13 protein-coding genes and 1 pseudogene are annotated in these 24,168 nt (G+C 73.3%); 10 read left to right on the top strand and 4 right to left on the bottom strand.

Annotated elements, in window-relative coordinates; translation table 11 throughout:
* The first annotated feature begins 8 nt into the window (after positions 1–8).
* The 4 genes from BLV05_RS11470 to BLV05_RS11455 are packed head-to-tail and all read left to right on the top strand — an operon-like array spanning position 9 to position 4,723.
* Positions 9–1,028 (top strand): glycosyltransferase family 2 protein, encoded by a 1,020-nt coding sequence (locus BLV05_RS11470; RefSeq protein ID WP_082155561.1) that lies wholly within the window; start codon positions 9–11, stop codon positions 1,026–1,028.
* Positions 1,025–2,161: a glycosyltransferase gene (locus BLV05_RS11465; RefSeq protein WP_046770903.1), complete on the top strand. Its 1,137-nt coding sequence runs from the start codon at positions 1,025–1,027 to the stop codon at positions 2,159–2,161. The genes BLV05_RS11470 and BLV05_RS11465 overlap by 4 nt, the downstream gene beginning before the upstream one ends.
* Positions 2,158–3,078, top strand: a complete 921-nt coding sequence (locus BLV05_RS11460) for a lysylphosphatidylglycerol synthase domain-containing protein (protein WP_046770902.1) — start codon at positions 2,158–2,160, stop codon at positions 3,076–3,078. The genes BLV05_RS11465 and BLV05_RS11460 overlap by 4 nt, the downstream gene beginning before the upstream one ends.
* On the top strand, positions 3,071–4,723 hold the full coding sequence (locus BLV05_RS11455; protein WP_046770901.1) for a DUF2142 domain-containing protein: 1,653 nt from the start codon (positions 3,071–3,073) through the stop codon (positions 4,721–4,723). The genes BLV05_RS11460 and BLV05_RS11455 overlap by 8 nt, the downstream gene beginning before the upstream one ends.
* 1,267 nt (positions 4,724–5,990) lie before the next feature.
* Here the strand turns inward: BLV05_RS11455 and BLV05_RS38185 are convergent.
* Positions 5,991–7,583, bottom strand: coding sequence for an ArnT family glycosyltransferase (locus BLV05_RS38185; protein WP_152690921.1), 1,593 nt, complete (start codon positions 7,581–7,583; stop codon positions 5,991–5,993).
* A 104-nt stretch (positions 7,584–7,687) separates the two neighbouring features.
* Here BLV05_RS38185 and BLV05_RS11445 point away from each other — a divergent pair, with 104 nt between their 5' ends.
* On the top strand, positions 7,688–8,059 hold the full coding sequence (locus tag BLV05_RS11445) for a J domain-containing protein (RefSeq protein ID WP_152690920.1): 372 nt from the start codon (positions 7,688–7,690) through the stop codon (positions 8,057–8,059).
* A 588-nt stretch (positions 8,060–8,647) separates the two neighbouring features.
* On the opposite strand, the gene BLV05_RS11440 is transcribed toward BLV05_RS11445, so the two are convergent.
* Positions 8,648–10,432, bottom strand: coding sequence for a CapA family protein (locus BLV05_RS11440; protein ID WP_082155559.1), 1,785 nt, complete (start codon positions 10,430–10,432; stop codon positions 8,648–8,650).
* A 139-nt stretch (positions 10,433–10,571) separates the two neighbouring features.
* Here BLV05_RS11440 and BLV05_RS11435 point away from each other — a divergent pair.
* Positions 10,572–13,184: pseudogene (locus BLV05_RS11435) on the top strand (apiosidase-like domain-containing protein); the annotation flags it as partial.
* A gap of 96 nt (positions 13,185–13,280) precedes the next feature.
* Here the strand turns inward: BLV05_RS11435 and BLV05_RS38590 are convergent.
* Complete coding sequence (locus BLV05_RS38590) at positions 13,281–14,234, bottom strand: LacI family DNA-binding transcriptional regulator (RefSeq protein ID WP_407717041.1); 954 nt, start codon at positions 14,232–14,234, stop codon at positions 13,281–13,283.
* A gap of 231 nt (positions 14,235–14,465) precedes the next feature.
* On the opposite strand from BLV05_RS38590, the gene BLV05_RS11430 reads away from it, so the two are divergent.
* Genes BLV05_RS11430 through BLV05_RS11415 form a run of 4 tightly spaced genes read left to right on the top strand, consistent with a single transcriptional unit; the run spans position 14,466 to position 18,446 of the window.
* A complete protein-coding gene (locus tag BLV05_RS11430; RefSeq protein WP_046770898.1) occupies positions 14,466–15,548 on the top strand; it encodes a substrate-binding domain-containing protein in 1,083 nt (360 codons plus the stop codon).
* A 2-nt stretch (positions 15,549–15,550) separates the two neighbouring features.
* Entirely contained in the window at positions 15,551–16,537 is a 987-nt protein-coding gene (locus BLV05_RS11425) for an ABC transporter permease (protein ID WP_172860632.1), read from the top strand.
* On the top strand, positions 16,534–17,265 hold the full coding sequence (locus tag BLV05_RS11420; protein ID WP_046770897.1) for an ATP-binding cassette domain-containing protein: 732 nt from the start codon (positions 16,534–16,536) through the stop codon (positions 17,263–17,265). The genes BLV05_RS11425 and BLV05_RS11420 overlap by 4 nt, the downstream gene beginning before the upstream one ends.
* Positions 17,266–17,309: 44 nt before the next feature.
* The gene (locus BLV05_RS11415) at positions 17,310–18,446 is read left to right on the top strand and encodes a glycoside hydrolase family 99-like domain-containing protein (protein ID WP_152690919.1); all 1,137 of its coding nucleotides are present in this window, start codon (positions 17,310–17,312) and stop codon (positions 18,444–18,446) included.
* A 19-nt stretch (positions 18,447–18,465) separates the two neighbouring features.
* On the opposite strand, the gene BLV05_RS11410 is transcribed toward BLV05_RS11415, so the two are convergent.
* A complete protein-coding gene (locus BLV05_RS11410; RefSeq protein WP_082155556.1) occupies positions 18,466–24,036 on the bottom strand; it encodes an ATP-binding protein in 5,571 nt (1,856 codons plus the stop codon).
* Positions 24,037–24,168 lie beyond the last annotated feature (132 nt).

Here is a 24,168-nt window from a genome sequence, read left to right as displayed (position 1 = left end):
AGGATGTCATGAAGCTGTACGTCCAGATCCCGTGCCTCAACGAAGAGCAGACACTCCCCCTGGTGCTGGAGTCGATCCCGAGCACGATCCCCGGCGTGGACGAGATCCGCGTGCTGGTGGTCGACGACGGCTCCACCGACCGCACCGCCGAGGTGGCCCGCTCCTACGGCGCCGAGGTGCTCCGTCACCCCCGCACGATGGGCCTGGCCCGGTCCTTCCGCGACGGTGTCGACCACGCCCTGGCGCACGGTGCGGACATCGTCGTGAACACCGACGGCGACAACCAGTACCCGCAGGACCGCATCCCCGACCTCGTCTGGCCGGTGATCGCCGGTCAGGCGGACGTCGTGATCGGCGACCGGCAGACCAGCACGATCGCTCACTTCTCGCCGTTCAAGAAGGCGATGCAGCGGTTCGGCTCGCGCGTGGTGAGCTTCGCGGCGGGCACCGACCTGCCCGACGCCGCCAGCGGGTTCCGGGCCTACTCGCGGGCGGCGCTGCTGCGGCTCAACGTGGTCACGCAGTTCAGCTACTGCATGGAGACGATCATCCAGGCCGGCAACAAGCGCCTGGCGATCACGTCGCTGCAGATCGTCACCAACGCGAAGACCCGCGAGTCGCGGCTGTTCAAGAACCAGTGGCAGCACATGTACCTGTCCGGACGGGCGATCTCCCGGTCGTATCTCATGTACCGGCCGAACGTGATCCTCGGCTGGATCGGCGTGCCGATGCTGCTGGCCGGCCTGGTGCCGTTCGTGCGGTTCCTCGTCTACTGGTTCATGGGCGACGGCGACGGCCACGTCCAGTCGCTGATCTTCGGCAGCGCGATGCTCGTGGGCGCGCTGCTGACCTTCGCGCTGCTGGTCATCGTCGACCTGCAACGGACGAACCGCATCCTGCTGGAGGAGTCGCTCGAGCGGATCAAGTCGATGCAGTACGAGGACGCCCGGCGCGAACCGGCGACCGCCGCCGACCTCGCCGGTGAGCTGCCCGACGAACTGGCCGGCGAGACGGCGCTCGCGTCGTGAAGGTCGTGGCGTTCGGGACGTACGACGCCACGGCGCACCCCAGGATCCAGGTCCTCGTCGACGGGCTGCGTGAGCGCGGCATCGACGTGCTGGAGATCGACGAGCCGCTCGGCCTCGACACCGCGCAGCGGGTCGGCATGCTCCGTCAGCCGTGGCGGCTGCCGCTGCTGGCCGCGAAGCTGGGCCGCCGCTGGCTGAGCCTGGCCCGGCGCTCCCGCCGGCTCGGCCGCGACGAGTGGCCGAGCCACGTGCTGGTCGGGTACCTCGGCCACTTCGACGTACTGCTCGCGCGGGTGCTGTTCCCGTCCGCCACGATCGTGCTGGACCACCTGATCTTCGCCGCCGGCACCGCCCGCGACCGGGGTGTGGACGGCGGTGTCCGGACGGTGCTGCTGTCCGGCCTCGACCGGCTGGCCATCGCCGCGGCGGACGTCGTCGTCACCGATACCGAGGAGCACGCCGCGCAGGTGCCGGAGCGGCGGCGCAAGGACACCGTCGTCGTCCCGGTCGGCGCGACGCGGGCCTGGTTCGACGCAGGCGCCCGCGCGACGGCCGGTGCGGACGGCGACCCGCTCGGCGTGGTCTTCTTCGGGCTGTTCACGCCGCTCCAGGGCGCCCCGGTGATCGCCGAGACGCTGCGGCTGCTCGACCGCCGAGGCGTGCGGGTGCGTGCGACGCTGGCGGGGTCGGGCCAGGACGCCGTGGCGGTCCGGGAGATCCTGGCCGCGATCCCGCCCGGCGGCACGGTCGACGTGACCTGGCGCGACTGGGTCGAGTCCGCGGAGCTGCCCGGCCTGGTCGCCGCGCACGACGTCTGCCTCGGCATCTTCGGCGCGACCGCCAAGGCGCTCGCCGTGGTCCCGAACAAGGTCTACCAGGGCGCGGCGGCCGGCTGCGCCGTCGTGACCAGCGACACCGAGCCGCAGCGGCGCGCGTTCGGCGACGCCGCGGTGTTCGTGCCGCCCGGCGACGCGGCCGCGCTCGCCGAGGCGATCGCGACCGTCGCCGACCGCGCCGTGCTCGTACGGACGCGGGCGGCCGGCCGCGCGGCGGCGCAGCGGTTCACCGCCGGCGCCGTCGTGGCGCCGCTCGTCGACGCCCTGGACTCCGCATCAGCGACGTCACGACGATGAGGCGGCTGCTCGCGCTCACCCGCGACCCGTGGGTGCGGCGGGCGTTCCTCGTCCTGGCGCTCGCCGCGGCGACGTGGGCGATCGCGAGCCGCTGGGACGAGGTCCGCGACGCGTGGTCGGCGCTGCCGCCGCTGACGGTGCTCGCCGCGTTCGCGCTGGCGCTGGTGTACGTCCTCGTGACGATGGCGTCCTGGCGCGCGGTGCTGACCGACCTCGGCTCGGCGGTGCCGATCGGGCCGGCGGCGCGGATGTTCCTGCTGTCCCAGCTCGGCAAGTACCTGCCCGGCGGGGTGTGGAACCTCGTCGCCGCCGCCGAGATCGGCGCCGACCTGCGGATACCGCGGCGCCGGTCGGTGACCGTCATGGCGGTGGCGCTGCTGGTCTCGATCGTGACCGGGCTGCTGGTCGCCGTCGTCGCGGTGCTCGCCGGGCCGCCGGACGTGCGGGACAGGTACGGCCTGGCGCTGCTGGCGCTGCCGCTGCTCGCCGTGCTGCTGCTGCCGCCCGTGCTGAACCGGCTGCTCGGGTTCCTGCTGCGCCGGTTCGGCCGCCCGCCGCTCGAGCACCCGCTGAGCGCGGCCGGCGTCGCCACGGCGTCCGCCTGGGCGCTGCTGGCGTGGCTGCTGGCCGGCCTGCACCTGTTCCTCATCGTCACCGCGCTCGGCGCCGAGGCGACGCTCGCGACGGCGGCCCTGACGACCGGGGCGTACGCGCTGGCCTGGACGGTGGGCTTCCTCGTCGTGGTGGTGCCCGCCGGGGTGGGCGTGCGCGAGGCCGTGCTGGCCGTCGTCCTCGCCGACCAGGTGTCGAGCGGGGCCGCCGTCGTGGCCGTGCTCGCGTCGCGGGTGCTGATGACCGTCGCGGACCTCTCGCTCGGCCTCGCCGCGGCCCGGCGGAGGCGAGCGGCCCATGCGTGACGCCACCGGCTACCGCGCCGCGCTCGGCGCGATCACGCTGCTGGTGGTGACGGTCGCCGCGAGCTGGGCGGTGCTCACGCCCGCGTTCCGCGCGCCGGACGAGCCGCAGCACCTCAACAGCGTGCTCCGGCTCGCCTACGGCGGCGGCTGGCCGGCCCCCGGCGAGGCGCTCATCGGCCCCGCGGTGGACGGCGCGCGGGGGCAGGCCGCCCTCGACTCGGACCTGCCCGGGCGGCACTGGAACCGTGACGACGTCGTCCAGTACACCGACGTCGAGCCGCTCCCGGACGACCGGCGGCTCGAGGTCTCGGCGGACAACGCGCTCCCTGCGCCCGGGGGCGGCGGGTGGCGCCTCGACGCCGTCGACCAGATGACCCAGCACCCGCCGCTCTACTACGCGGCCGCGGCGGCCTGGCTCAAGGCGACCGGCACGGCGGAGGCCCGCTGGGACCACCTGCTGCTGTCGCTGCGGCTGTTCGACGTGCTGCTGCTCGCGCCGTTGCCACTACTCGCCGCCGCGACGGTGCGCAGCCTGCTCGGCGACCGCCCGGACGCGCGGCCGGCGGCGCTGGTCGCCGCCGCGGGCGTGCTGTTCGTGCCGATGTCCGCGCACATCCTCACCGCCGTCACGAACGACGCGCTGGTCACGCTCTCGGGCGCGGTGATCGTGTGGCTGACGGCCAGGGTGCTCGCGGGCGACCTGCGGTGGCGGACCGCGGCCGGGCTCGGCCTCGCGGTCGGCGTCGGGCTGTTCACCAAGGTGATGGCGGCGTTCGCCGTCCCGATGATCGTCGTGGCGTTCATCCTGGCCGGGACCACCGGCCGGCCGGTGCTCGCGGACCTGCGCCGGACGTGGTGGCCACGGGCGTCGCGGCTGGGCGTCGCTGGCCTGGTCGCGTTCGCCGCCGGCGGCTGGTGGTGGCTGCGGAACCTCCTCGTGTACGGCGCCGTCCAGCCCGTCGGGATCCCCGAGCGGTGGGAGCCGGTGCCGAACGCCGGGCTCAGCCACTTCGTCACGACCGTCGTCACCGCGTTCACCCGGTCCTTCTTCGGCGACTTCGGCTGGCTGGAGCTGCGGGTGGCGCCCGTGGTGTTCTGGGGCGGCGCGACGATCGTGGCGGCGCTGTGCGTGGCGGCGCTGGTCCGGCCGGACTCCCGCCGCGACGCCGCGGTGCTGCTGCTCTTCCCGGTCGCGCTCTGGGCCAGCGTGGTGGCGAACGCGTGGCAGCACTACGTCGAGACCGGCTGGATCACCGCGGTGCAGGGCCGGTACCTGTTCGCCGGGCTCGCGGCGCTGGCCGCGGTGACGGCGCTCGGGATCCGGCCGCGTGCTGTCGCGGTGCCGTGGATCGTCGGCGGCGCCGGTGTGGTCGCGGCGGTGTCGCTGGTCTACGGCTTCCGCGGCATGTACTGGGGGCATCTGGAGGGCGTCTCCGACGCCGCGGCGCTGCTGGCCGCGTGGAGCCCGCTCTCGCCGGGTCAGCTGGTCGCGGTCGGCACGCTGACCTGCGTGGCCGGCGCTGCTGCCGTCGGCGCCTGCGTGCGGTTCGCCGTCGTCGTCTCGGCCACCAGCCGGGCCGTCGCGATGACGGCGGCGCCGGCCAGCACCGCGGCCACGACGGACGGGACCGGCGCGTCCGTGTAGTACCACGGCTCGGCCGGCGCGGTGCTGAGCTCCCGCGCCACCCAGCCGGCCAGGTCGGCGAGCGTGACGGCCGTCCACACCGGGAGCAGCAGACGTGGCCGGGTGGCGAGCCCGGCGGCGATCGCCAGGCAGAGCGGCAGCGCCACCGGCAGCAGGTAGCGCGGGTACACGCCGCCGCTGTTCGAGGCGAACACCACCTGGATGGCCACCAGCACCAGGAGCGGCAGGACCAGCAGGGCGAGCAGCAGCAGCCGGTCGGTGTCGTCGACCCGGCGGCGGATCAGCCGGGCGACGGCGATCGCGATCGGGACCCACACCAGCACGATGCCGGTGACGATCATCGTCGCCCAGACGTAGGTGGTGCGGGGCGGCTGCTGACCGGACCACCAGAACAGGTTCGGCAGCCGCAGCCAGGTGACGTACTCGACCAGCACCAGCCAGAGCGGCTTCGGCGACCGGCCCTGGTTCTCGATCGACCAGTCGAAGTGCGACCCGGTCACGGTGCCGGTCAGCTCGACGTTGCGGACGTAGAACCAGCCGGCCGCGGCCAGGACGATCGCCGGGCCGCCGAGTGCAAGGCCGGCCACCGGCGCCCACCGTCCGCGGCCCTGGCGTGCCCGGACGATCCCCGCGAGCCCGGCCACGCCCACCACGACGACGGCCACGATGCCGGCCGAGAGCCGGGTCAGCGCCGCGCCGCTGGCGAGCAGCGACAGCGTCAGAACCAGCCGAGTGTCCAGGCCGCGCCTGATCGCCGTGCCTGCGACGCCGAACGTCGCCGTCACGAAGACGGCCGCGAGCAGGTCGTTGTAGCCGGAGCCGCCCATGAGCGACTTCGCGGCCATCGCCGCGACGACGAACGCGACCATCAGCGGGACGGCGCTGCCCGGCCGGCAGATCCGCCGCGCGGCACCGTGCGCGACCAGCACCAGGACGCTGGACAGCAGCACGTTGACGGCCCGGGCGGCGTACACGGCCGCGACCGGGTGCCCGGCCTCCGCCAACGGGCCGACGACCGGCGCCACCAGCAGGTAGAACAGCGGCGGATGCTGCGCCGTCCACTGCACCGGCGCGAGCCAGGCGCCCTCCGGGCGGTGCTCGAGCCCGTCCTCGAAGACCGGCAGCTCGCCCTGCCACACCTGGTACGCGTAGTCGATGTGCGGCGCCTCGTCGCCGGTCACGTACGGCGCCTGCACCAGCGCGGCCACGGCCGAGAGCAGCAGCGCCGCGAGCACGGCGAGCGGGAGCGCGGCGCGGGTCGCGAGCCTCACGCCACGAGTTCCTTCTCGCGCTCGACCGGCGCGGCCGGCGCAGCCGCCTCGCGGACCGTCCAGCGGACGAGGAAGCCCGCCGCGACCAGTCCCGCCACCAGCACCACCCCCAGTAGCACCGGCGGGAACGGGTACCAGAACGCGATCGCCTCGACGGCCCGCCAGAGGCCGCCGATCCCGTCCGCGGGCAGCCAGTAGAGCGTCCACACGTCGTGCCAGAACGCGGCGTGCATCGCGACCGCGAGCGCCAGGAGACCCGGCAGCAGCCACCGCCGCCAGGCCACCGGGAGCGCCACGGCCCCCGCGACGGCCACGACCATCAGCCCGACGAAGCCGGGGAACAGGTAGCGGCCCTGCTGCGCCGCCGCGGTGTCGCCGAACGCGGCGAACTGCTCCCACGAGCCGCGCGCGACGATGCCGGCGAGCGCCGGGATCGGGAACAGCAGGACCAGCGCGGCCGGACGGGGCAGGCCGCGGCGGGCCAGCGCGACGGCGATGCCGGCCAGCAGCACGACCAGCGCGACCCGGGCCATCCACCACGACGGGTCCAGGGAGCGGGAGGAGTCGTGGTCGTTGACGAAGAACAGCGTCACCATCCGCTCGGCGAAGCGGGACAGCCAGTCCCAGCCGCCGTCGGACCAGCCGTAGACCGCGGTGAGGTCGGGCGGTTCGGCGTGCGTGCCGTGCGGCTGGATCGTGCCGTACTCGAGCTTGTTCCGCAGCCACCAGAGCGCACCCGGCACGCTGGCCGCGCCGGCCACCAGCAGGCCGCGGACCGCGTCGGCCCGCCGTCGCTCCCGGACCCCGGCGACCACGTAGGCCAGCACGATCCACGCGGGCATCAGCAGTGCGAAGCCCTTGGTGAGCAGCGCCAGGCTGGTGACGGCGCCGAGCGCGGCGCCGGTGCGCCAGCGCAGGTCGCCGGTGAGCACTCTGGCCACCAGGTAGGTGGCCGCCGCGAACAGCACGATCAGCAGGTTGTCGTTGTTGACCGACGACTCGATGTGCATCAGCTCGGGCACGACCAGCGGCGTCGCGGCCGCCACGACCGGCAGCGGCGACGCCAGCCCGAGGCGGCGCGCGGTGAGGAAGAGCAGGATCGGCAGCACGGCCGTGAGCAGCGCGTTGCCCCAGCGCAGCACCATCCACACGGCGTCGAGCGGCTGGTCCGCCCAGCCGGGGATCAGGCTGACGACCGCGCCGCCGAGCAGGTAGTACAGCGGCGGGTGCTGGATGAGCTGGTTGTACACCGGCTCGTCGACCGGCCCGTCCAGCGGCGTCGCGCCGCCGGCGTCGGCGTAGCTCGGGCGCTCGCCGCGCGCCGGGACGTCGTCGCGGTCGGCCAGGTGCTGCCGCTCGGGCAGCCGGTCGGTCGGGACGAAGAACCCGGCGTCGACGCCCTCCGTGACGAACGCGGTCCCGGGGTCCGGCCACGGCCACGCGTCGCCCTGGGCGACCTGCAGCACGAGGTCGACCTGCTGCCGCTCGTCGGGCGAGCGCGCGTTCGGGAAGACCGCTGTCTGTGCGAGCGCAACGACCAGGTGCACCGCGGCGATCAGCCACACCACCGTGGGCACCGCACGCCTCATGGGCAGGAGGGTAGACGGCCCGCTACCCCGCTGCGGCCGCATCCGGGCGCATGGCGGATGAACACTCGATGTCACAGATCGCCGCCGTCAGGCGTCGTATGAGCATGAAGGCTGAACTCGGTGCGGAACCGCACCACGTGCTCGGGGTACGGCGGGGCGCGACTCCGCAACAGGTCGCTCAGGCGTTCCGGCGCGAGGTGCTGCGGGGCGGCCACCCAGACACCGGCGGCGACGCGCGAGCCTTCCGGCGGCTGGTCGCCGCGCGCGACGCCCTGCTCGAGCCGCCGCCCTCTCCGTCGCCGTCACCGGCACCGCCGCGACCCGCACCGGCCGCGGCCGCCGCGCCGCGTCAGCCCCGTCCGGCACCGCCTCGAGGGTCCGACTCCAGCGCGCTGCCGCTGATCGTCCTGCTCTTCCTCGCCTTCGTCGCGATCCCGCACGTGCTGCTCGCGATCGTCATCACGGTCGTGCCTTGAAGTGGCGAGGCCGATACAGGGCGAGTGCATCGTGAATGGTTGCGGGATCCGGGTCGCCATGGCTGCACCGATCCCTCATCCACACCGCCGTGGCCGCCGGGGTGACCGACTGCCCGTTCGCCGGCTTTGCAATGAGCACCAATACGCACCACTGGCCGGGCGTGGACCTGGCCGCCTTGGCTCGGCTAACGGTCGCCTTGGCTACTCTGGCCGCCGCCTTGGCGACCGATGTGCCCGGTCCCGAGCGACGACCAGCTCCGCCAAGGCCGCAGCCGGGGCGGGTCGTGCGTATAGGTGCGCATTACAGAGGCAGCCGGCGCCGTGCCCTCGGCTCCCCCGCACCGGACCGATGCCCGTCGCGCCCATCCACGTCGAACAGGCTCGGACCCCACCCACGGCAGCAACCGGAGAGCCTCATTTTGCGGGCTCTGCTGCCCCGGCGTGTACGTTGTTGATCATGGGGAAATTGGGGTCTCGGGGCCCCGGGAGGCCGCGCTTCTCCATGATCAACGCGACGGTGTGAGCCTGCAGGCTGTGCCCACCGACCGCCGACCCACGGAGCGAGCAGGAGAGCCTCACTTGCGCCGCCTATGGCGCGTCGGGCGCGCTGAAGTGCTGGTAGTCGGGGTCGGAGAACAGGCCGCCCCACTCCCAGCCGATCCGCTCGAACGCCTGGCGCACGACGTCGCCGTCGCGGATGACGCCGGGCAGCGCCGGGGCGTCGGACGAGCGATCGACGTCCAGGAACGGCGCCCCGGCCGGCGGCAGCACCACGTCGCCGAGGACGTACGGGTTCTGCACGGGGTTGATGTCGATGGCGCGTCCGTAGGCGTGGTTGGACCACGTCGACTGGCCGGCGACGCGGCGGCAGTTGTAGCCGGAGGTGTTGTTGGCCGCCATGGACGCGTTGTCGTCGCCGCCGTACTCGTCGACCAGCAGCATCCGCTCGATCGGGAACCGGGCGGAGTAGAGCGTGGCGAACACGTCGACGACATCGGCGGCGACGTCGGCGTGCACCACCAGCTCGCCGCGGCGGGCGCGGCCGTCGAACCCGACATGGGTGACGACGAGGTGGCGCAGGTCCGCGAGCGGGACGGGGCACGTCCCCTCGGTGTGGCTCACCATGCCGGCGCTCACCGACGGGCCGATCGGCTCGATGGAGGAGGCGAACGCGGGCAGCTCGGGGGCGACCGGATCGGGCGGCGGGCCGGGGGCGACACCGGCCGCCGCCGGGTCGGGGCCAGGCCCGGGGGCGAGGCTCGTGCAGCCGCGCAGGTCATGCCACTCCCGCACCGCCTCGGTGCGGACGCTGCCGGTCAGCGGGATCGCGCCGCCGCCCTCGGGGACGAACCGCGCCGGCAGCCACTCGTCGCCCACGACGACGCCGCCGCTGACGTCGAGCTGGAGCACCCCGGTCTCGGACTCGCGGCCGTGGTACCAGTAGAAGTTGCCGAGACCGTAGGCGACGTAGGTGGAGCCCTGCAGCCCGGCACCGAGCGGGATGTGCGCGTGGGTCCCGACGACGATGTCGGCGCCGGCCTCGGCCAGCTGCCCGGCCAGAACCTGCTGGCTCTCGATCGGGCAGGCGTTCTGTTCTTCGCCCCAGTGCAGGTAGACGACGACCAGGTCGTCCGTCTGCGCCGACACGCGGACGGCGGCGGCGAGCGCGTCGGCCCCCGGACCGCGCGCGGACGCGAGGCCCGGCCCGGTCCCCGGCGCGGCCGCCCAGATGGGGTCGGCGCTCTCGGCCCGCGAGGCGTCGGCGGCATGGACGGCGATGTCGGTGCCCTTGACGCTGACCCGGTAGGGCGCGTACGCCTGCCGCTCGTTCCGGCCGGCGCCGACGACGGCCACGCTGCCGGTCTCGACGGCCGCGATGGTCTCGATGAAGCCGGCCGGGCCGAAGTCGGCGCCGTGGTTGTTGGCGACCGACACGACGTCGACGCCGGACCGGGCCAGGACGTCGAGAGCGGCCGGGCCGGTGCGGAACCAGAACCGGTTGGCCGGGTCCTCGAGCTCCTTGGCGGCCGGCATGCCGCCGACGGCCAGCGCCGACTCGAGGTTGACGATGGCCAGGTCGGCCGCGCTCAGCACGTCCGACATCGGGCCGAGGGTGCTGGCGGGATCGGCCGGCACGTCGCGGTAGTCGCCCTCGAAGTGGATGTCGCCGGCGAAGGCCAGCCGCACCGTCTCGTCGCCGGCGGCCGCGGGCGGCGTCGTCGCGGTGGCGTCCGGGGCCGGGTCGGCGGGTGCGGGTTCGGGCATGCCGGTCGTCGGAACCGATCCGGCCGGCGGCTCGGGCAGCGGCGCGCCCACGATCACCGCGGCCGCGGCGAGGCCCGCCACGAGAACGAGCCGGCGACGTCTCGGCATGATCACGATGATAAACGCGGCTTTATCAGAGAACTCTGAGATCTGCCCCCCGGTTCGGGTATTGACGGGCCCCGAGGCGCGGTCTAATCTCCCGGACAGCTTGGTGAAATGGTTCACTTCCTCGTGACCAGGGAGATCGATGATGCTCAGACCAGGCAAGCCCCTCGCCGCGCTGCTGTCCGCCGCCCTGGCGATCGCGGCGGTCGTGCTCGCGTACGCCCCGGCGGACGCCGCGCCACCCGACCGCACCGGACCGGCCCAGACCGCCGAGCGTTGGATCACGACCGAGCTCGCGCTGCAGAGCACGCAGTCCTACCCGAACCCGTTCCTCGACGTCGAGGTCATGGCGACGTTCGCGGGACCCGGCGGCGAGGTGATCAGACGGCCGGGCTTCTGGGACGGCGGCGACACCTGGAAGGTGCGGTTCGCACCGCCCACGGTCGGCACGTGGACGTACCAGATCGCCAGCAGCGACCCTGACAACAGCGGCCTGCGGCGCACCGGCACGATCCAGGCCGTCCCCTACACCGGCGACCAGGAGATCTACCAGCGCGGCTTCCTGACCGCGGGCGACGGCGGACGCCAGCTCGCGTACGCCGACGGCACGCCGTTCTTCTGGCTCGGCGACACCCACTGGTTCTTCGACCGCAAGGAGTCCTGGGACACCTCGAACAAGCCCGGCGTCGACTCGCAGTTCCGGAGCATGGTCGACCGGCGCGCCGAGCAGCGGTTCACCGTCTACCAGAGCGTCGTCTTCGGCCCGGAGTCGAGCTACTGGCGCGACGGCCGGCAGGGCGTGGAGATCGACCCGGCCTACTTCCGCGATCAGCTGGACCGCAAGATGGCCTACGTCGCCGACGCCGGCCTGGTCAACGCGTTCGGCGTCGGGTTCCACTCGAACATCGACGGCTTCGTCGAGGGCGAGCAGCGGCTGGCCGAGTACGTCGTCGCGCGCTACGGCGCCTACCCCATGGTCTGGACGACCGCCGGCGAGGGCGCCGGCTACGACGTCGGCACCCGCGAGGCGCGCATCGACGGGTGGCGCGACGTCGCGCGGACGATCCACCAGTACGACGACTACGACCACCCGCAGACGGCGCACACCACGGCGCTGACGGAGAAGCAGACCTTCGGCCTGCCGCAGTACTACGAGGGCGAGGGCTGGTTCGACTTCGAGATGCTCCAGGGCGGCCACCGCAAGGTCGTCCCGACCGGCGACTACGACTACTACGCGGAGCAGTACGGCGCCCCCTTCTTCGAGTCGGAGGCGAACTACGAGCAGATCCTCGACGGGTTCGCGACCGACACCGTCGTCCGGCAGTCGGCCTACCGCTCGATCCAGGCCGGCGGGTTCGGCTACGGGTATGGCGCGCACGGCATCTGGAACGCGGCCTGGGACGACCAGGACACCGCCGACGACTACGGCTACGGGCACCGGAACTGGTTCGACGCGATCGACTTCCCCGGCGGGGACCAGATGACCCACCTCGCCGACTTCTACCGCTCGCTCCCGCTGTCGACGATGAGCTACCGGCCGGACGGCTGGGCCGTCTGGGACGGGGAGTACAGCGCCGAGCTGACCGACCCGACCCTGCGGGCCGACGACGCCGCCAACGTGGTGACCGTGTACTTCCTCGCGGACACCTCCTCGCGGGGCGCGCTCGTGCTGCCCGACGCGGCGTACGAGGCGCAGTGGTACGACCCGCGCACCGGCGAGTACCAGCTCATCGACGACTCGCTGACGCCCGTCGCCGGCCGGTGGACGGTGCCGGAGAAGCCGACCGGCGCGGACTGGCTGCTGCTGGTGCGCAAGCTCCAGCCGACGGCCCTTCCCGCGGCCGGCGCGACCGCGTCAGCGGGCCTGACGGTGGTCTCCGACGGCGCGGTCGTCACCCGGCTGGGCGAGCGGCGGCCGCGCGCCCTTCAGGTCGACCTCGGCGAGCCATACGAGCTCGCCCGGGTCGGGCTCGACTTCCCGGCCGGCCTGCTGCGCCACCAGTACCTGCTGGAGGGCTCCGTCGACGGGCAGACCTGGACCACGCTGCAGGACCACACCGGTGCGCCGGTGTTCGGCGCGGAACAGACCGAGCGGGTCTCCGGGACGGCCCGCCATCTACGGCTGACGCTCAGCGGGCCGTCGAGGGTGGCGCTGGTCAACGGGTCGGACGTGACGGTGACGGCGTACGCGAAGGTCGGCACGGCCGCGACCGTCCGGTCCACCGCCTACCTCGTCGGCGACCGCGAGCGGACGATCGGCGGCGTGACGAACGGCACCGACCGGGCCGCGTTGCTCGCCGCCCTGACGCCGACGGTCGGCGCGTCGACGAAGGTGTGGCTCGCGGACGGGACGACCGAGGTGACCAGCGGCGGCATCGAGGACGGCATGCTGCTGTCGGTCACCTCCCAGGACGGCCTGCGGACCCGCTTCTACACCATCGACACCGTCGCCGACCTGGGCGAGAACCTCGCGCTGACGGCTGTCGCCACGGCGTCGTCGGTCGAGAGCACGAACTACTCCCCGGCCGCCGTGAACGACGGCAACAACAGCACCGAGACGTGGTCCGGCTGGGCGGCGGTCGTCTTCCCCGCGTGGCTCGAGCTGGACTTCGGGCGCGACCGCACGTTCGACCGCGTCGAGGTGTACACGAAGAAGGACTACGAGCAGAAGGGCTACACGCTGCAGTACTGGGACGGCGCGGGGTGGGTCGATCTCGTGACGGTGACCGGCAACACCACCGACCACCTGACGCACACCTTCGCACCGTCACGGCGTCGCGGCTACGGGTCTGGACGACGGAGGGCAACGTCCAGCAGGACGGTCCGCCGCCCGGCGAGAAGGTGGCCCGCCTCAGCGAGGTCGAGGTGTACCTGTCGACTCCCTGACGACCAGCTGCGGCCCGAGCACGATCTGCTCGTGGCGGTGCTCGGGCTGCAGCTCGTCCAGCAGGAGCCGCGCGGCGGACTCGCCCAGCGCGTACTGGGGCACGGCGATCGTGGTGAGCGGCACGACCGCCAGCTGAGCGGCGACGACGTCGTTGAACCCGACGATGGAGATGTCGCCGGGCACCTGGACGCCCTGGCGCAGCAGCCCGTTCATCATCGCCAGCGCCAGGCTGTCGCTCGCACAGAAGGCCGCCGTCGGCCGCGGGTCGAGGGCGAGGACCTGGTCGGCCAGCGCGACGCGGTCGCGGACGGTCGCGCTCGCCGCGTCGATGCGCCGCAGCGACTCCGGATCGAGCCCCGCGTCGCGCAGCGCCGCCTTGGCGCCGGCGAAGCGGTGCTCGATCTGGTGCTCGCCGCCGGGGCCGCCGAGGAAGACGAGGTCGCGGTGGCCGAGCTCGATCAGGTGCGCGGCGGCGAGCCGGCCGCCCTCGTCGTCGTCGAAGGTGATCGAGCACGTGTCGTCGTCCCAGTCGCGCAGCACGACCACCCCGGCCCCGGAGGCGCGCAGCGCCCGGAACGGCAGGTCGCGCCGCTCGAACGACGGCATGACGATCGCGCCGGCGACGCGCATCTCGGCGAGCGCGGTGATGTAGCTGCGCTCGTACTCGCGCGAGCCCTCGGTGTTGCACGAGACGACGACCAGCCCGTGCTCGCGCGCGACGTCCTCGATGCCCCGTCCGACCTCGACGAAGAACGGGTCCGGCGAGTCGGACACGACGTAGCCGATGGCGGGTGCGCGGGCGCCGCGCATCACCTTGACGGCCCGGTTCGGCACGAACTCGAGGTCGGCGATGGCCTGCTCGATGCGCTCGCGGGTGGCCGGGGCGATCGGCTTGACGTCGTTGAGGTAGTTGGACACCGTCCCGATCGAGACGGCGGCGGCCTCCGCGACGTCTCGGATGGTGGGACGAGTGGTCACGTGGGTCCTCGGTCGTCGCTGGGTCTGCGGATCACCACACCATAGTGCTCGGACGGCGACGTGCGGCCATCCGACCAGGCGATTCCGCTCTTGACAACTCCTGGGGCGACGCTAGAGTAACCGCTCGGTGAAATGGTTCACCGAGCGGCCAGAGAGTCAGGGAGGACTCACATGGCGATGAGATCCCACGTCGCGCTCGGCGCGGTGGTCGCGGCGAGCGTGCTCCTGAGCGCCGGCTGTGCCGGCGACGACGCGCCCGCGGCGCAGCAGTCGGAGTCCGAGGGCGGCACCTGGTCCGCCGAGGAGGTCGCGGAGGCGACCGGCACGCGCGCGGTCGTCCCGCTGTTCGCGGTGCCGAAGGACCTGCCCGATCTGCAGCTCGGTTTCGCGAACCCGGGCCTGAGCTACCCGTTCTTCGCCGAGTGGTCGACCGGCATGCACGACGCCGCCGAGTTCTACGGCGTCGCCCTCGACGAGGTCGACCTCGCGTTCAAGTACGAGACCGCGATGTCAGCGTACGAGCAGATGTCGGTGAAGCAGCCCGCGGTGATCGGCAGCGGCGGCGGGGCCATGAACGCCGCCGTCGTGGCCGCCGCCGCGGCGAACGGAACGGATGCCGTCGTGATCGACGGCGCCGTCGATGGTGCGGCGGACTTCGGCGTCTCCGACGCCGAGGTCGGCTCGCTGGCCATCACCACACTCGCAGAAGCCGTCGACGCGAAGCTGGCCACCGAGTGGGCCGGCAAGGAGCTGTACATCGCCGGGATCTCGGCGGCGAACTGCCCGCCGTGCGACGCGCGCGTGCGCCAGTCCTTCGCCGACGCCGCGGCCGCGTGGGACATCCCCGAGGACCGCCAGGTCCGGCTGGAGCCCGTCGGCACCGACCCGACGAACAACGCCGCCGACACCTTCACCGACTTCCTGACCGCGCACCCCGACGCCGCCACCATCGTCGTGTCCTACGGCGACGCCCCGGTCGTCGGCGCGCTCAACGCGGCCAAGTCCGCCGACCGCACCGGCGACATCCTCGCGGTCGCGAGCGGCGGCGACTCGGCCGGCCGGACCGCCCTGCGCGACCCCGACAACGCGGGCGTCCTGCTGGGCGCCATCGACTTCCAGCCCTACTCCGCGGGGTGGAACTGGGTCGAGGCCGCCATCGCCACGCACCTGGGCGAGAGCTTCGACGAGTACGCGGTCACCCGGGTGCTGACGGCCGAGAACGTCGACGAGTTCTACCCGGACGACGACCGGTGAACGTGACGACGCAGCCGGTCGTCACGCTCGAGGAGCCGCGGGTCCGGCGCCGTCCCGCCGACGTCGCGCTCGACTACGGCCTCTACGCCGCGCTGGTGGCGCTGATCGTGTACTTCTCGGTCGCGTCGCCGTACTTCTGGACGCAGGCGAACCTGCTCAACATCGGCCTCGCCGTGTCGCTGAACGGGATCATGGCGGCGGCGATGACGGTCGCGCTGATCGCCGGGCAGCTGGACCTCAGCATCGGCGCGTGCCTGGCGCTGAGCGCGGTGATCACGGCGATGGCGATCCAGGACCTGCAGCTGCCCGCGCTGGTCGCGGTGCTGCTGGCGGTCGGCGCCGCGCTCGTGGTCGGCCTGCTCAACAGCGCACTGGTGATCCAGGTCGGCATCAACAGCATCATCGTCACGATCGCGGTGGCGCTCACGGTCCGCGGCGTCGCGCAGATCCTCACCGACGGCCAAGCGGTCGCGATCACCGACCTCAGCCTGCAGCGGTTCGTGAACTCGCGGCCGCTGGGCATCCCGACCCCGCTGATCCTGCTCGTGGTCGTGTTCGCGGTGCTCTTCGTCCTGCTCCAGTACACACGGACGGGCTGGCACGTGTACGCCGTCGGCGGCAACGTCATCGCGGCGATCCGCAATGGCGTCGCGGCCAAGCGGATCTACTTCGGCGTCTTCCTGCTCACCGCCGGCGCGGCCGGGCTGTGCGGCGCGCTCTCCGCGGGCCGCGCCGCGTCGGGCGGGCCGTTCTTCGGCGCGACGACCGAGTTCGACGTGCTGACGGCGGTGCTGCTCGGCGGCGTCGGGTTGAGCGGCGGCGCCGGGCGGATCGAACGCACGCTCGCCGGCGTGCTGCTGATCGGAGTCCTCAACAACGGGCTCACGCTGCTGTCCGTCGACACCTACGTGCAGGCGACGGTGCGCGGCGCGGTCTTCCTGCTGGCGGTCGTGCTCGGCGCGATCGCGGCGAAGCGGATGACCCGATGAGCGCCCCGCTGCTGCAGGCGCGCGAGCTGCGCAAGACGTTCGGCCACGTCCAGGCGGTGCGCGGCGTCGACCTGGAGGTCTCGGCCGGCGAGGTGCTGTCGATCGTCGGCGACAACGGCGCGGGCAAGTCCACGCTGATCAAGCTGCTCGCCGGCGTCTACGCGCCGGACCCCGGCGGCGAGATCGTGGTCGGCGGCGAGGTCCAGCAGTGGGCCGGGCCGAAGGACGCGATCGACGCGGGCATCGCCACCGTGTACCAGGACCTCTCGCTGGTCGACACCCGCAGCGTCGCGGCCAACCTGTTCCTCGGCCGCGAGCTGCGCCGCGGCCCGTTCGTCGACCACCGGGCGATGATCGCCGAGGCGGAACGGATCCTGCACGAGTTCACCTTCCGGCTCCCGAGCGTGAAGGTGCCGGTGAGCATGCTGTCCGGCGGCCAGCGGCAGTCGGTCGCCATCGGCCGCGTCCTCCTGCAGGGCGCCCAGCTGGTCATCCTCGACGAGCCGACCGCGGCCCTCGGCGTGCAGGAGTCGCGCCGCGTCATCGACGTGATCGCCCGGCTGCGCGACGCGGGCAAGGCGGTGATCGTCATCAGCCACAACCTCGAGCAGGTGTGGGACGTCACCGACCGCTTCCTCGCCCTGCGCCTGGGCCGCGTCGCCGGCATCCGCGCGAAGGAGGACACCACGGTGGACGAGATCGTCCGCCTCAACGTCTACGGCGAGTGACGCCGCCGCACCCGATCCCCGTCCCCGAGCCGAACGACGAGGCCATGAACCGACCCCAGATCCTCTGCTACTACTTCCCCAACTGGCACGTCGACGAGCGCACCAGCGCGTACTTCGGCACCGGCTGGACCGAGTGGGACCTGCTCAAGGCCGCCACGCCGCGGTTCCCCGGCCACCGTCAGCCGCGCGAGCCCGCCCTCGGCTACTTCGACGAGGCGGACCCGCAGGTGTTCCAGACGCAGATCGACCTGGCCGTCTCGCACGGCGTCGACGGGTTCCTGTTCGACTACTACTGGTACGACGACGGGCCGTTCCTGCAGCGCGCGCTCGACGAGGGGTTCCTGAAGGCGGAGTCGCGCTCGAGCATGACGTTCGCGCTCATGTGGGCCAACCACGCGCTCACCGACATCTTCCCGTCGCGCTCGGCCGACGGGACCGCCACCGTCCTCAAGGACGGCGCCATCGACCGGCCGGCGTTCGAGGCGATGGCCCGCCACATCACCGACCGCTACTTCACCGAGCCGAATTACCTGACCGTCGACGGCCGCCCGTGGTTCTCGGTCTACGAGATCGGCTCGCTGGTCGCCGGGCTCGGCGGCGTCGACGCCACGATGGACGCGCTGGAGTGGTTCGACGCGCACGTGCGGTCGCGCGGGTTCGAGGGCGTCCACCTGGATGGCATCGTCAGCTCGGTCAACGAGCTGCCGGGGTCGACCGACTGGGAGCAGTCGCTGACGGCGCTGCCCACCCTGGGCTTCCGGTCGGCGACCGCCTACGTGTGGATCCACCACGCGCCGGCCGACGCCATCGGCTTCCCGGCCGCCGACTGGGACCACACCCGCCGGCTCGCCTTCGAGTCCTTCGAGCGCATCACCGGCTACCTCGACCTCCCCTTCTACCCGAACGTCACGGTCGGCTGGGACTCCAGCCCCCGCACCGACCAGGACGTGCCGTTCGTCGAGGGCGCGTACCCGTGGATCCCGACCTCGGACCCCGAGCCCGAGCAGTTCGCCCAAGGACTGCGCGACGCCCTCGACTTCCTCCGCAGGCACCGGCCGCCGCACTCGATCGTCACCGTCAACGCGTGGAACGAGTGGACCGAGGGGTCGGCGCTGCTGCCCGACACCGTCCGCGGGATGCGCTACCTGGAGGCGCTGCGCGACGTCCTGGCCGAGGACTAGGCCCTGGTCGCGATCCGCCTCAGGCCAGCCCGCGGCGGATCGCGGCGATGATCTTCGGCCGCAGCTCGGCGACGGAGACGACCTCGTCGACCGAACCGACCTCGACCGCCCGCCGGATGCTGTGGATGCGGTCGAACTCGGCCGCCACCTCGGAGATCTTCTCGGCCCTCAGCTCCGCCCGGAGGTCGGCCAGCTGGACCAGCAGCGGCCCGCGCTCGCCGTTCGTCGCGGCCTCGATCTTCCGTTCCAACGCCATCACCGCGGGGTCGGCGGCGGCCCGCTTGTCGACCTCGGCCGAGAACACGACGGCCGCGGCCGGGGCGCCGCCGAGCACCGAGGCGTAGGAGCCCTCCAGCGCCAGCACCGTCATCCGCGGGTTGAGCCGCTTGGAGAACACCACGAAGGCGCCGCCGTGGTAGCGGGAGATCACGCAGAACACGATCGGCCCCTGGAAGTTGACCACCGCCCGGCCGATCTCCGCGCCGTACTCCAGCTGCAGGTTCCGCATCGACTCCGGCGATCCGTCGAAGCCGGACAGGTTCGCCAGCACCACCATCGGCCGGTTGCCCGACGCCGCGTTGATGGCGCGGGCGATCTTCTTCGACGACCGCGGGAACAGCGTCCCCGCGGTGTAGGTGTCCGGGCCGTCGGTGGGCGGGAATCCGCGCCGCGGCACCGGCTTGGACTCGATCCCGATGAGGCTGACCGACTGCCCGCCGAGCCGGGTGTCGGTGACCACGGCCGTCTCGGCGTCGGCCATGCCGGCCCACCGCTCGCGCAGGCCCGCGTCGGCGTCGGCGACGGCGCGCATCACCGTGCGGATGTCGAACGGCTTCTTCCGGTCCGGGTTCGCGGCCGCGGAGAACACGTCGCCGACCGTGGCGAACTCGCCGCCGTGCGGGTACGGCGAGATGTCGCGGTTGTCGGGGTCGGTGCTGACGGCGACCCGCGGCCCGCGCTCGCCCGGCAGCACGTAGGTCTGCTCGTAGTGCGCCATCAGGACGCCGAGCGCCTCGGCCAGGTTCGCCACCCAGTACTGCGCCTGCCCGTTCGGGCCCATGACGCGGTCGTAGCCGCCGATGCCGAAGTTGTCCTCGGCGGACACGCTGCCGGAGAAGTCCAGCGTCTGCTTGCCGGTGAGCACCATCGCCGAGTCCGGCGTCATGATCAGCACGCCGCGGGTGTGCATCAGCATGGTCGCCTCGGCGTTCCAGTACGGCTGCGCGCCCACGTTGATGCCGGCCACGACGACGTTGATCTCGCCGCCGCGCTGGGTGAACTCGACGATGCGCCGCAGCGCCGCGGCGACCCAGTCCATGTTCTCGGTGCCGGAGTCCATCGCGACGCGGGCGCCGGCCGACAGCGCGAACCACTCCAGCGGCACGCCGAGGTCCTCGGCGAGGTCGAGCGCGGCGATCACCCGCGCGCACTCGGCCTCGGCCAGCGCGCCGAGCGACATCGTCGGGTCGCCGCAGAGCACGATGCGGGTGACGCCCTCGGGATAGAGCTTGGTCGGCGTCGTCACCTTCGCGACGATGATCCCGGCGGTGTTGCGCCCGCGCGGGCGGAGCACCTCCACCAGCGCGCCGTCGTCGTCGAGGTCGAGCTCGGTCAGCGTGCCGCCGCCGGCCAGCACGGCCTCCAGCTCGTACGGATAGACCAGGCCGCGGCGTCGGGCCCGCAGCACCTTGGCGGCGTAGTCGTCCAGCGGCGCCAGCGGCTTCGTCGGCGGCGCGATGATGTCGGCGACGGTGCCGGCGCCGGGCTGGGCGTGGAACCGGATGGCGATCGGGTGCACCTTGCCGTCCTGGTCGGCGATCTGGCCCTGGGCCAGCACCTCCTCGAGCCCGGCGCCCTCGCTCAGCGGCGTGATCTTGGCCTGCAGCGCGGCCAGCTGCTCGACGTCGGCCTCGACCACCGGCCAGACGGTGACCCAGACGTGGTTGAGGTCCAGCCGCGTGCCCGCGCGGCCGCGGGCGGTCCGGACCCGGCGGATCGCCTCCAGGCACTGCTCGACCGCCCGTTCGGCGTGCGGCAGGCCGACCACCCGGCCGGCGTCGTCGCGGACCACCGCCAGCTGCCGCACCTGGGCGCAGGCGACCAGCCGCCGGTCGGCCGGGTTGGTCTTGGCGACGGCCTCGTAGAGGATCACGTCGCCCGGCGCCTCCAGCCGCGTCACGTCGAAATTGATCAGCCGCCACAGGTTGAGCCGGCGGCCGACCATCGGGTGCATGCCGCGCACGAGGTCGTCCTCGACCAGGGCCGGCGGCGCCGCGTCCGGATCGGGCCGGAAGGTGAAGTAGTCGACCGCCCGGCCGAGCTCCGGGCAGGTCGCCACGCAGATCCGGCGCACGCGGGTGGCGAACGGCTGGGCCGCGATCAGCTCGTTCAGCCGAGCCGACGTGTCCTGCGGGTCGTCCGGCATCCCGTCCCAGCGCAGATAGACCTCGACGACGTTCTCGTGGTCGTCGGCCAGCGCGCCGCCGATCACCGCGGCCAGGCCGGTGCCGTCAGACGGCGCGGTCAGGTCGGCGATGTCGGCGATGGTGGAGATCACCCGGGTCGAGCCGTGCTCGTCTGAGTGGTACTCGGCCCGCACGAGGGGGCGGCCGGCCACGTCCGTCACGGCGACGTCGTGCAGCGCGTACTCGCGGTAGTGCCGGCGGATCAGCACCTCCAGCAGCGGCTCCGTCGCCGGGAACTGCTCGAACATCCGGTCGCGGAGGAAGCCGACCAGCTGCTCCGGGATCTGCGTCAGCGCGTCGATCCGATGCTCCCGATCGGGCGCGTCGGCGGAGGTCAGCGCCCGCACCTCGGCGGCGACGCCGTCCAGCACCGCCCGCCGCTCGGCGTCCACCAGCGGCTGGTCGAACCAGCGGAACCGGATCGACCGGGCCAGGTCGCCCACCACGGGAAAGCGCAGCTGGGTCGCCCGGACCAGCCGCTCCAGCTCGCCCCGCGCGGCCCGGGCCAGCCCCGTCGCCGGCCGCGGCTCGGCCAGCCAGCGCTGCAGGATCGACGTCGCGATCTCCACGTCGGTGTCGGTCTGCTGCTGGGCGAGGAAGATCCGGAACAGCGCCTCGCCCAGCTCCGGCGTGCGGTCCAGGCCGGTGACGCGGTAGTGCCGCAGCACGCGCAGCAGCCGCTCGCGGAACTGGTCCGGCAGGCCGCCGCGCTCGGGGTCGAGCGACAGCAGGAACGTGTGGAAGTGCTCACGGGTGCTGTGCACGCGCAGCTCGGTGTTGCCCTCGTCGCGCGCCGGCCGGTTGCGGCTCAGCTCGGCGAAGTCGGTGATCAGCCAGAGCAGCCGCATCTCCGCCCGCAGCACCGCGGGCCGGTCGTCGGCGAGGTGCTCGCGCAGCCGCAGGTGGTCGGCGATCGCCTCGCGGCGCCGGCCCGGGTCGACGTCGTAGCCCATCACCAGGCCGCGCAGCAGGTCGAGGGCCGCGACCGCCTGGGCCCGTTCGGTCCGGACCGGCCGGAGCGCGGCCACCTCGGCCGCCGGGTCGTCGCCGGCCGGCCGGGCGTCCCGCGGCGCCGCGGACGGGTCGCCGATCGGTTCCAGCCGGGCCAGCGGCGCGCCCGTCTCGACCTGGCTCCCGGCGCGGACGACCAGCTCCTTGACCCGTCCGGCGAACGGCGCCGGCACCACGGTCTCCATCTTCATCGACTCGAGCACCAGCACCGGCGCACCGGCCGCGACCTCGGCGCCGACGGCGACCGGGGTGGCGACGACCAGCGCGGGCGCCGGGGCGCGCAGCATGCCGCCCTCGGCGCGGCTGATCCGGTGCGTGACGCCGTCGACCTCGACCAGGTGTACCGGCGGATGGGTGGCCGTGACCAGCCGGAACGTGTGGTCGCCGATCCGCAGCCGGCCGTGGACCTCGTCCAGCCGGTCCAGCCGCGCTTCGACCACCTGCTCGACGCCGGCCGCGTCGACCAGCCCGACCTGGTAGCTGCCGGCCGCGCACTGCCGCACCGTCATCGTCGACGTCGCGCCGCGCAGCTCGAGCTCGATCACCCGGCCGGGTTCGTGCTGGGTCTGCGGCCGGCCGCCGCGGGCGGTCTCGAGGAAGCGGGCGACCTCGACCCGCTCGGACTCCTCGTACGCCTCGATCGCGGCCGCGACCAGCGCCACCCCGGCGTGCCGCCGTGACACCAGCCGGCCCTCCGACCGGACCCGGTCGATCCAGCCGGTGTCCGCGCATGTCACCCCTTGCGCCCCCAGGACGCGGCCGTCCTCGTCGAACGGGCCGATGACCTCGGGCTGGTCCAGCAGGTCGAGCGCGAAGCTCTTGTTCGTCGCACCGCCGTCGATCACCACCGTGGTCTCGGCCAGCGCGCGGCGCAGCCGGGCCAGCGCCTCGGCGCGGTCCGCGCCGTGGGCGATGATCTTGGCGATCATCGAGTCGAAGTCGGACGGGATCGTGTCGCCCTCGGCGACGCCGGTGTCGACCCGGATCCCGGGCCCGGTGGGGAACTCGAGCCGGCCGATCCGGCCCGGCGCCGGGGCGAAGTCGCGGTCGGGGTCCTCGGCGTTCAGCCGGGCCTCGACGGCGTGCCCGCGCTCGGCCGGGCGCTCGCCCGTCAGCGCCTCCCCGGCGGCGATGCGCAGCTGCAGCAGGACGAGGTCCAGCCCGGTCACCGCCTCGGTGATCGGGTGCTCGACCTGCAGCCGCGTGTTCACCTCCAGGAACGCGAACGAGCGCTCCCCCGGGTGGTACAGGAACTCGACCGTGCCGGCGCCGGCGTACCCGACGGCGATCGCCAGCCGCTCGGCCGCCGCCTTCACCTCGGCGACGCCGTCGGGCGGCAGCAGCGGCGACGCGGACTCCTCGATCACCTTCTGGTTGCGGCGCTGGATCGTGCAGTCGCGGACGCCGACCGCCCACGCCGTCCCCTGCCCGTCGGCGATGATCTGCACCTCGACGTGCCGTGCGCCGGTGACCAGCCGCTCCAGGAACACGACGCCGCTGCCGAAGGCGCGCTGGGCCTCGTCCCGGGTGCGCTGGTAGGCCTCGGTGAGCTCGGCCGGCGATCCGATCCGGCGGATGCCGCGGCCGCCGCCGCCCGCGCTGGCCTTGAGCATCAGCGGGTAGCCGATCCGCTCGGCTGCGGCCAGCGCGTCCTGGAGGGTGTCGACGCCGCCGCGGCTCCACGGCGCGACCGGGACGCCGACCTCCTCGGCGATCAGCTTGGACCCGATCTTGTCGCCCAGCCGGCGCATCGCCTCCGCGCTCGGCCCGATGAACGTGATGCCGAGCCGCTGGCACAGGTCGGCGAAGTTCGGGTCCTCGGCGACGAACCCCCACCCCACCCAGACGGCGTCGGCGCGGACGTCCGTCAGCGCGCGCTCCAGCCTGGCCAGGTCGAGGTACGGCCGCTGTGCGGCCGGGCCCAGCAGGTACGCCTCGTCGGCCTGCCGGACGAACGCCGCCGCCGCGTCGACGTCTGTATACAGCGCGATCGTCCGGACCTTCGCGCCCCCGCCCGCGGGTCCCGGCCTGGCGTTGAGGTCGCGGACGGCGTGGATGAGCCGCATGGCGGCCTCTCCCCGGTTGACGATCGCGATGCGGGAGATGTCGGGCACCTTTCGACCTTGTCAGGCGAAGGCCGCCCCGCGGGTGGCCCTTCCGTCACAAGGTCGCGGCCCGTCGTTGTGCGGTCCCCACAACCCGGCGTCCCGGATATGACACGGGACTTTACAGGAAGGAAGCTTTCC

This window comes from Jiangella alkaliphila (assembly GCF_900105925.1).
In the GTDB taxonomy this organism is placed as follows: Bacteria; Actinomycetota; Actinomycetes; order Jiangellales; family Jiangellaceae; genus Jiangella; species Jiangella alkaliphila.
This window is presented reverse-complemented; position numbering and strand designations above follow the sequence as displayed.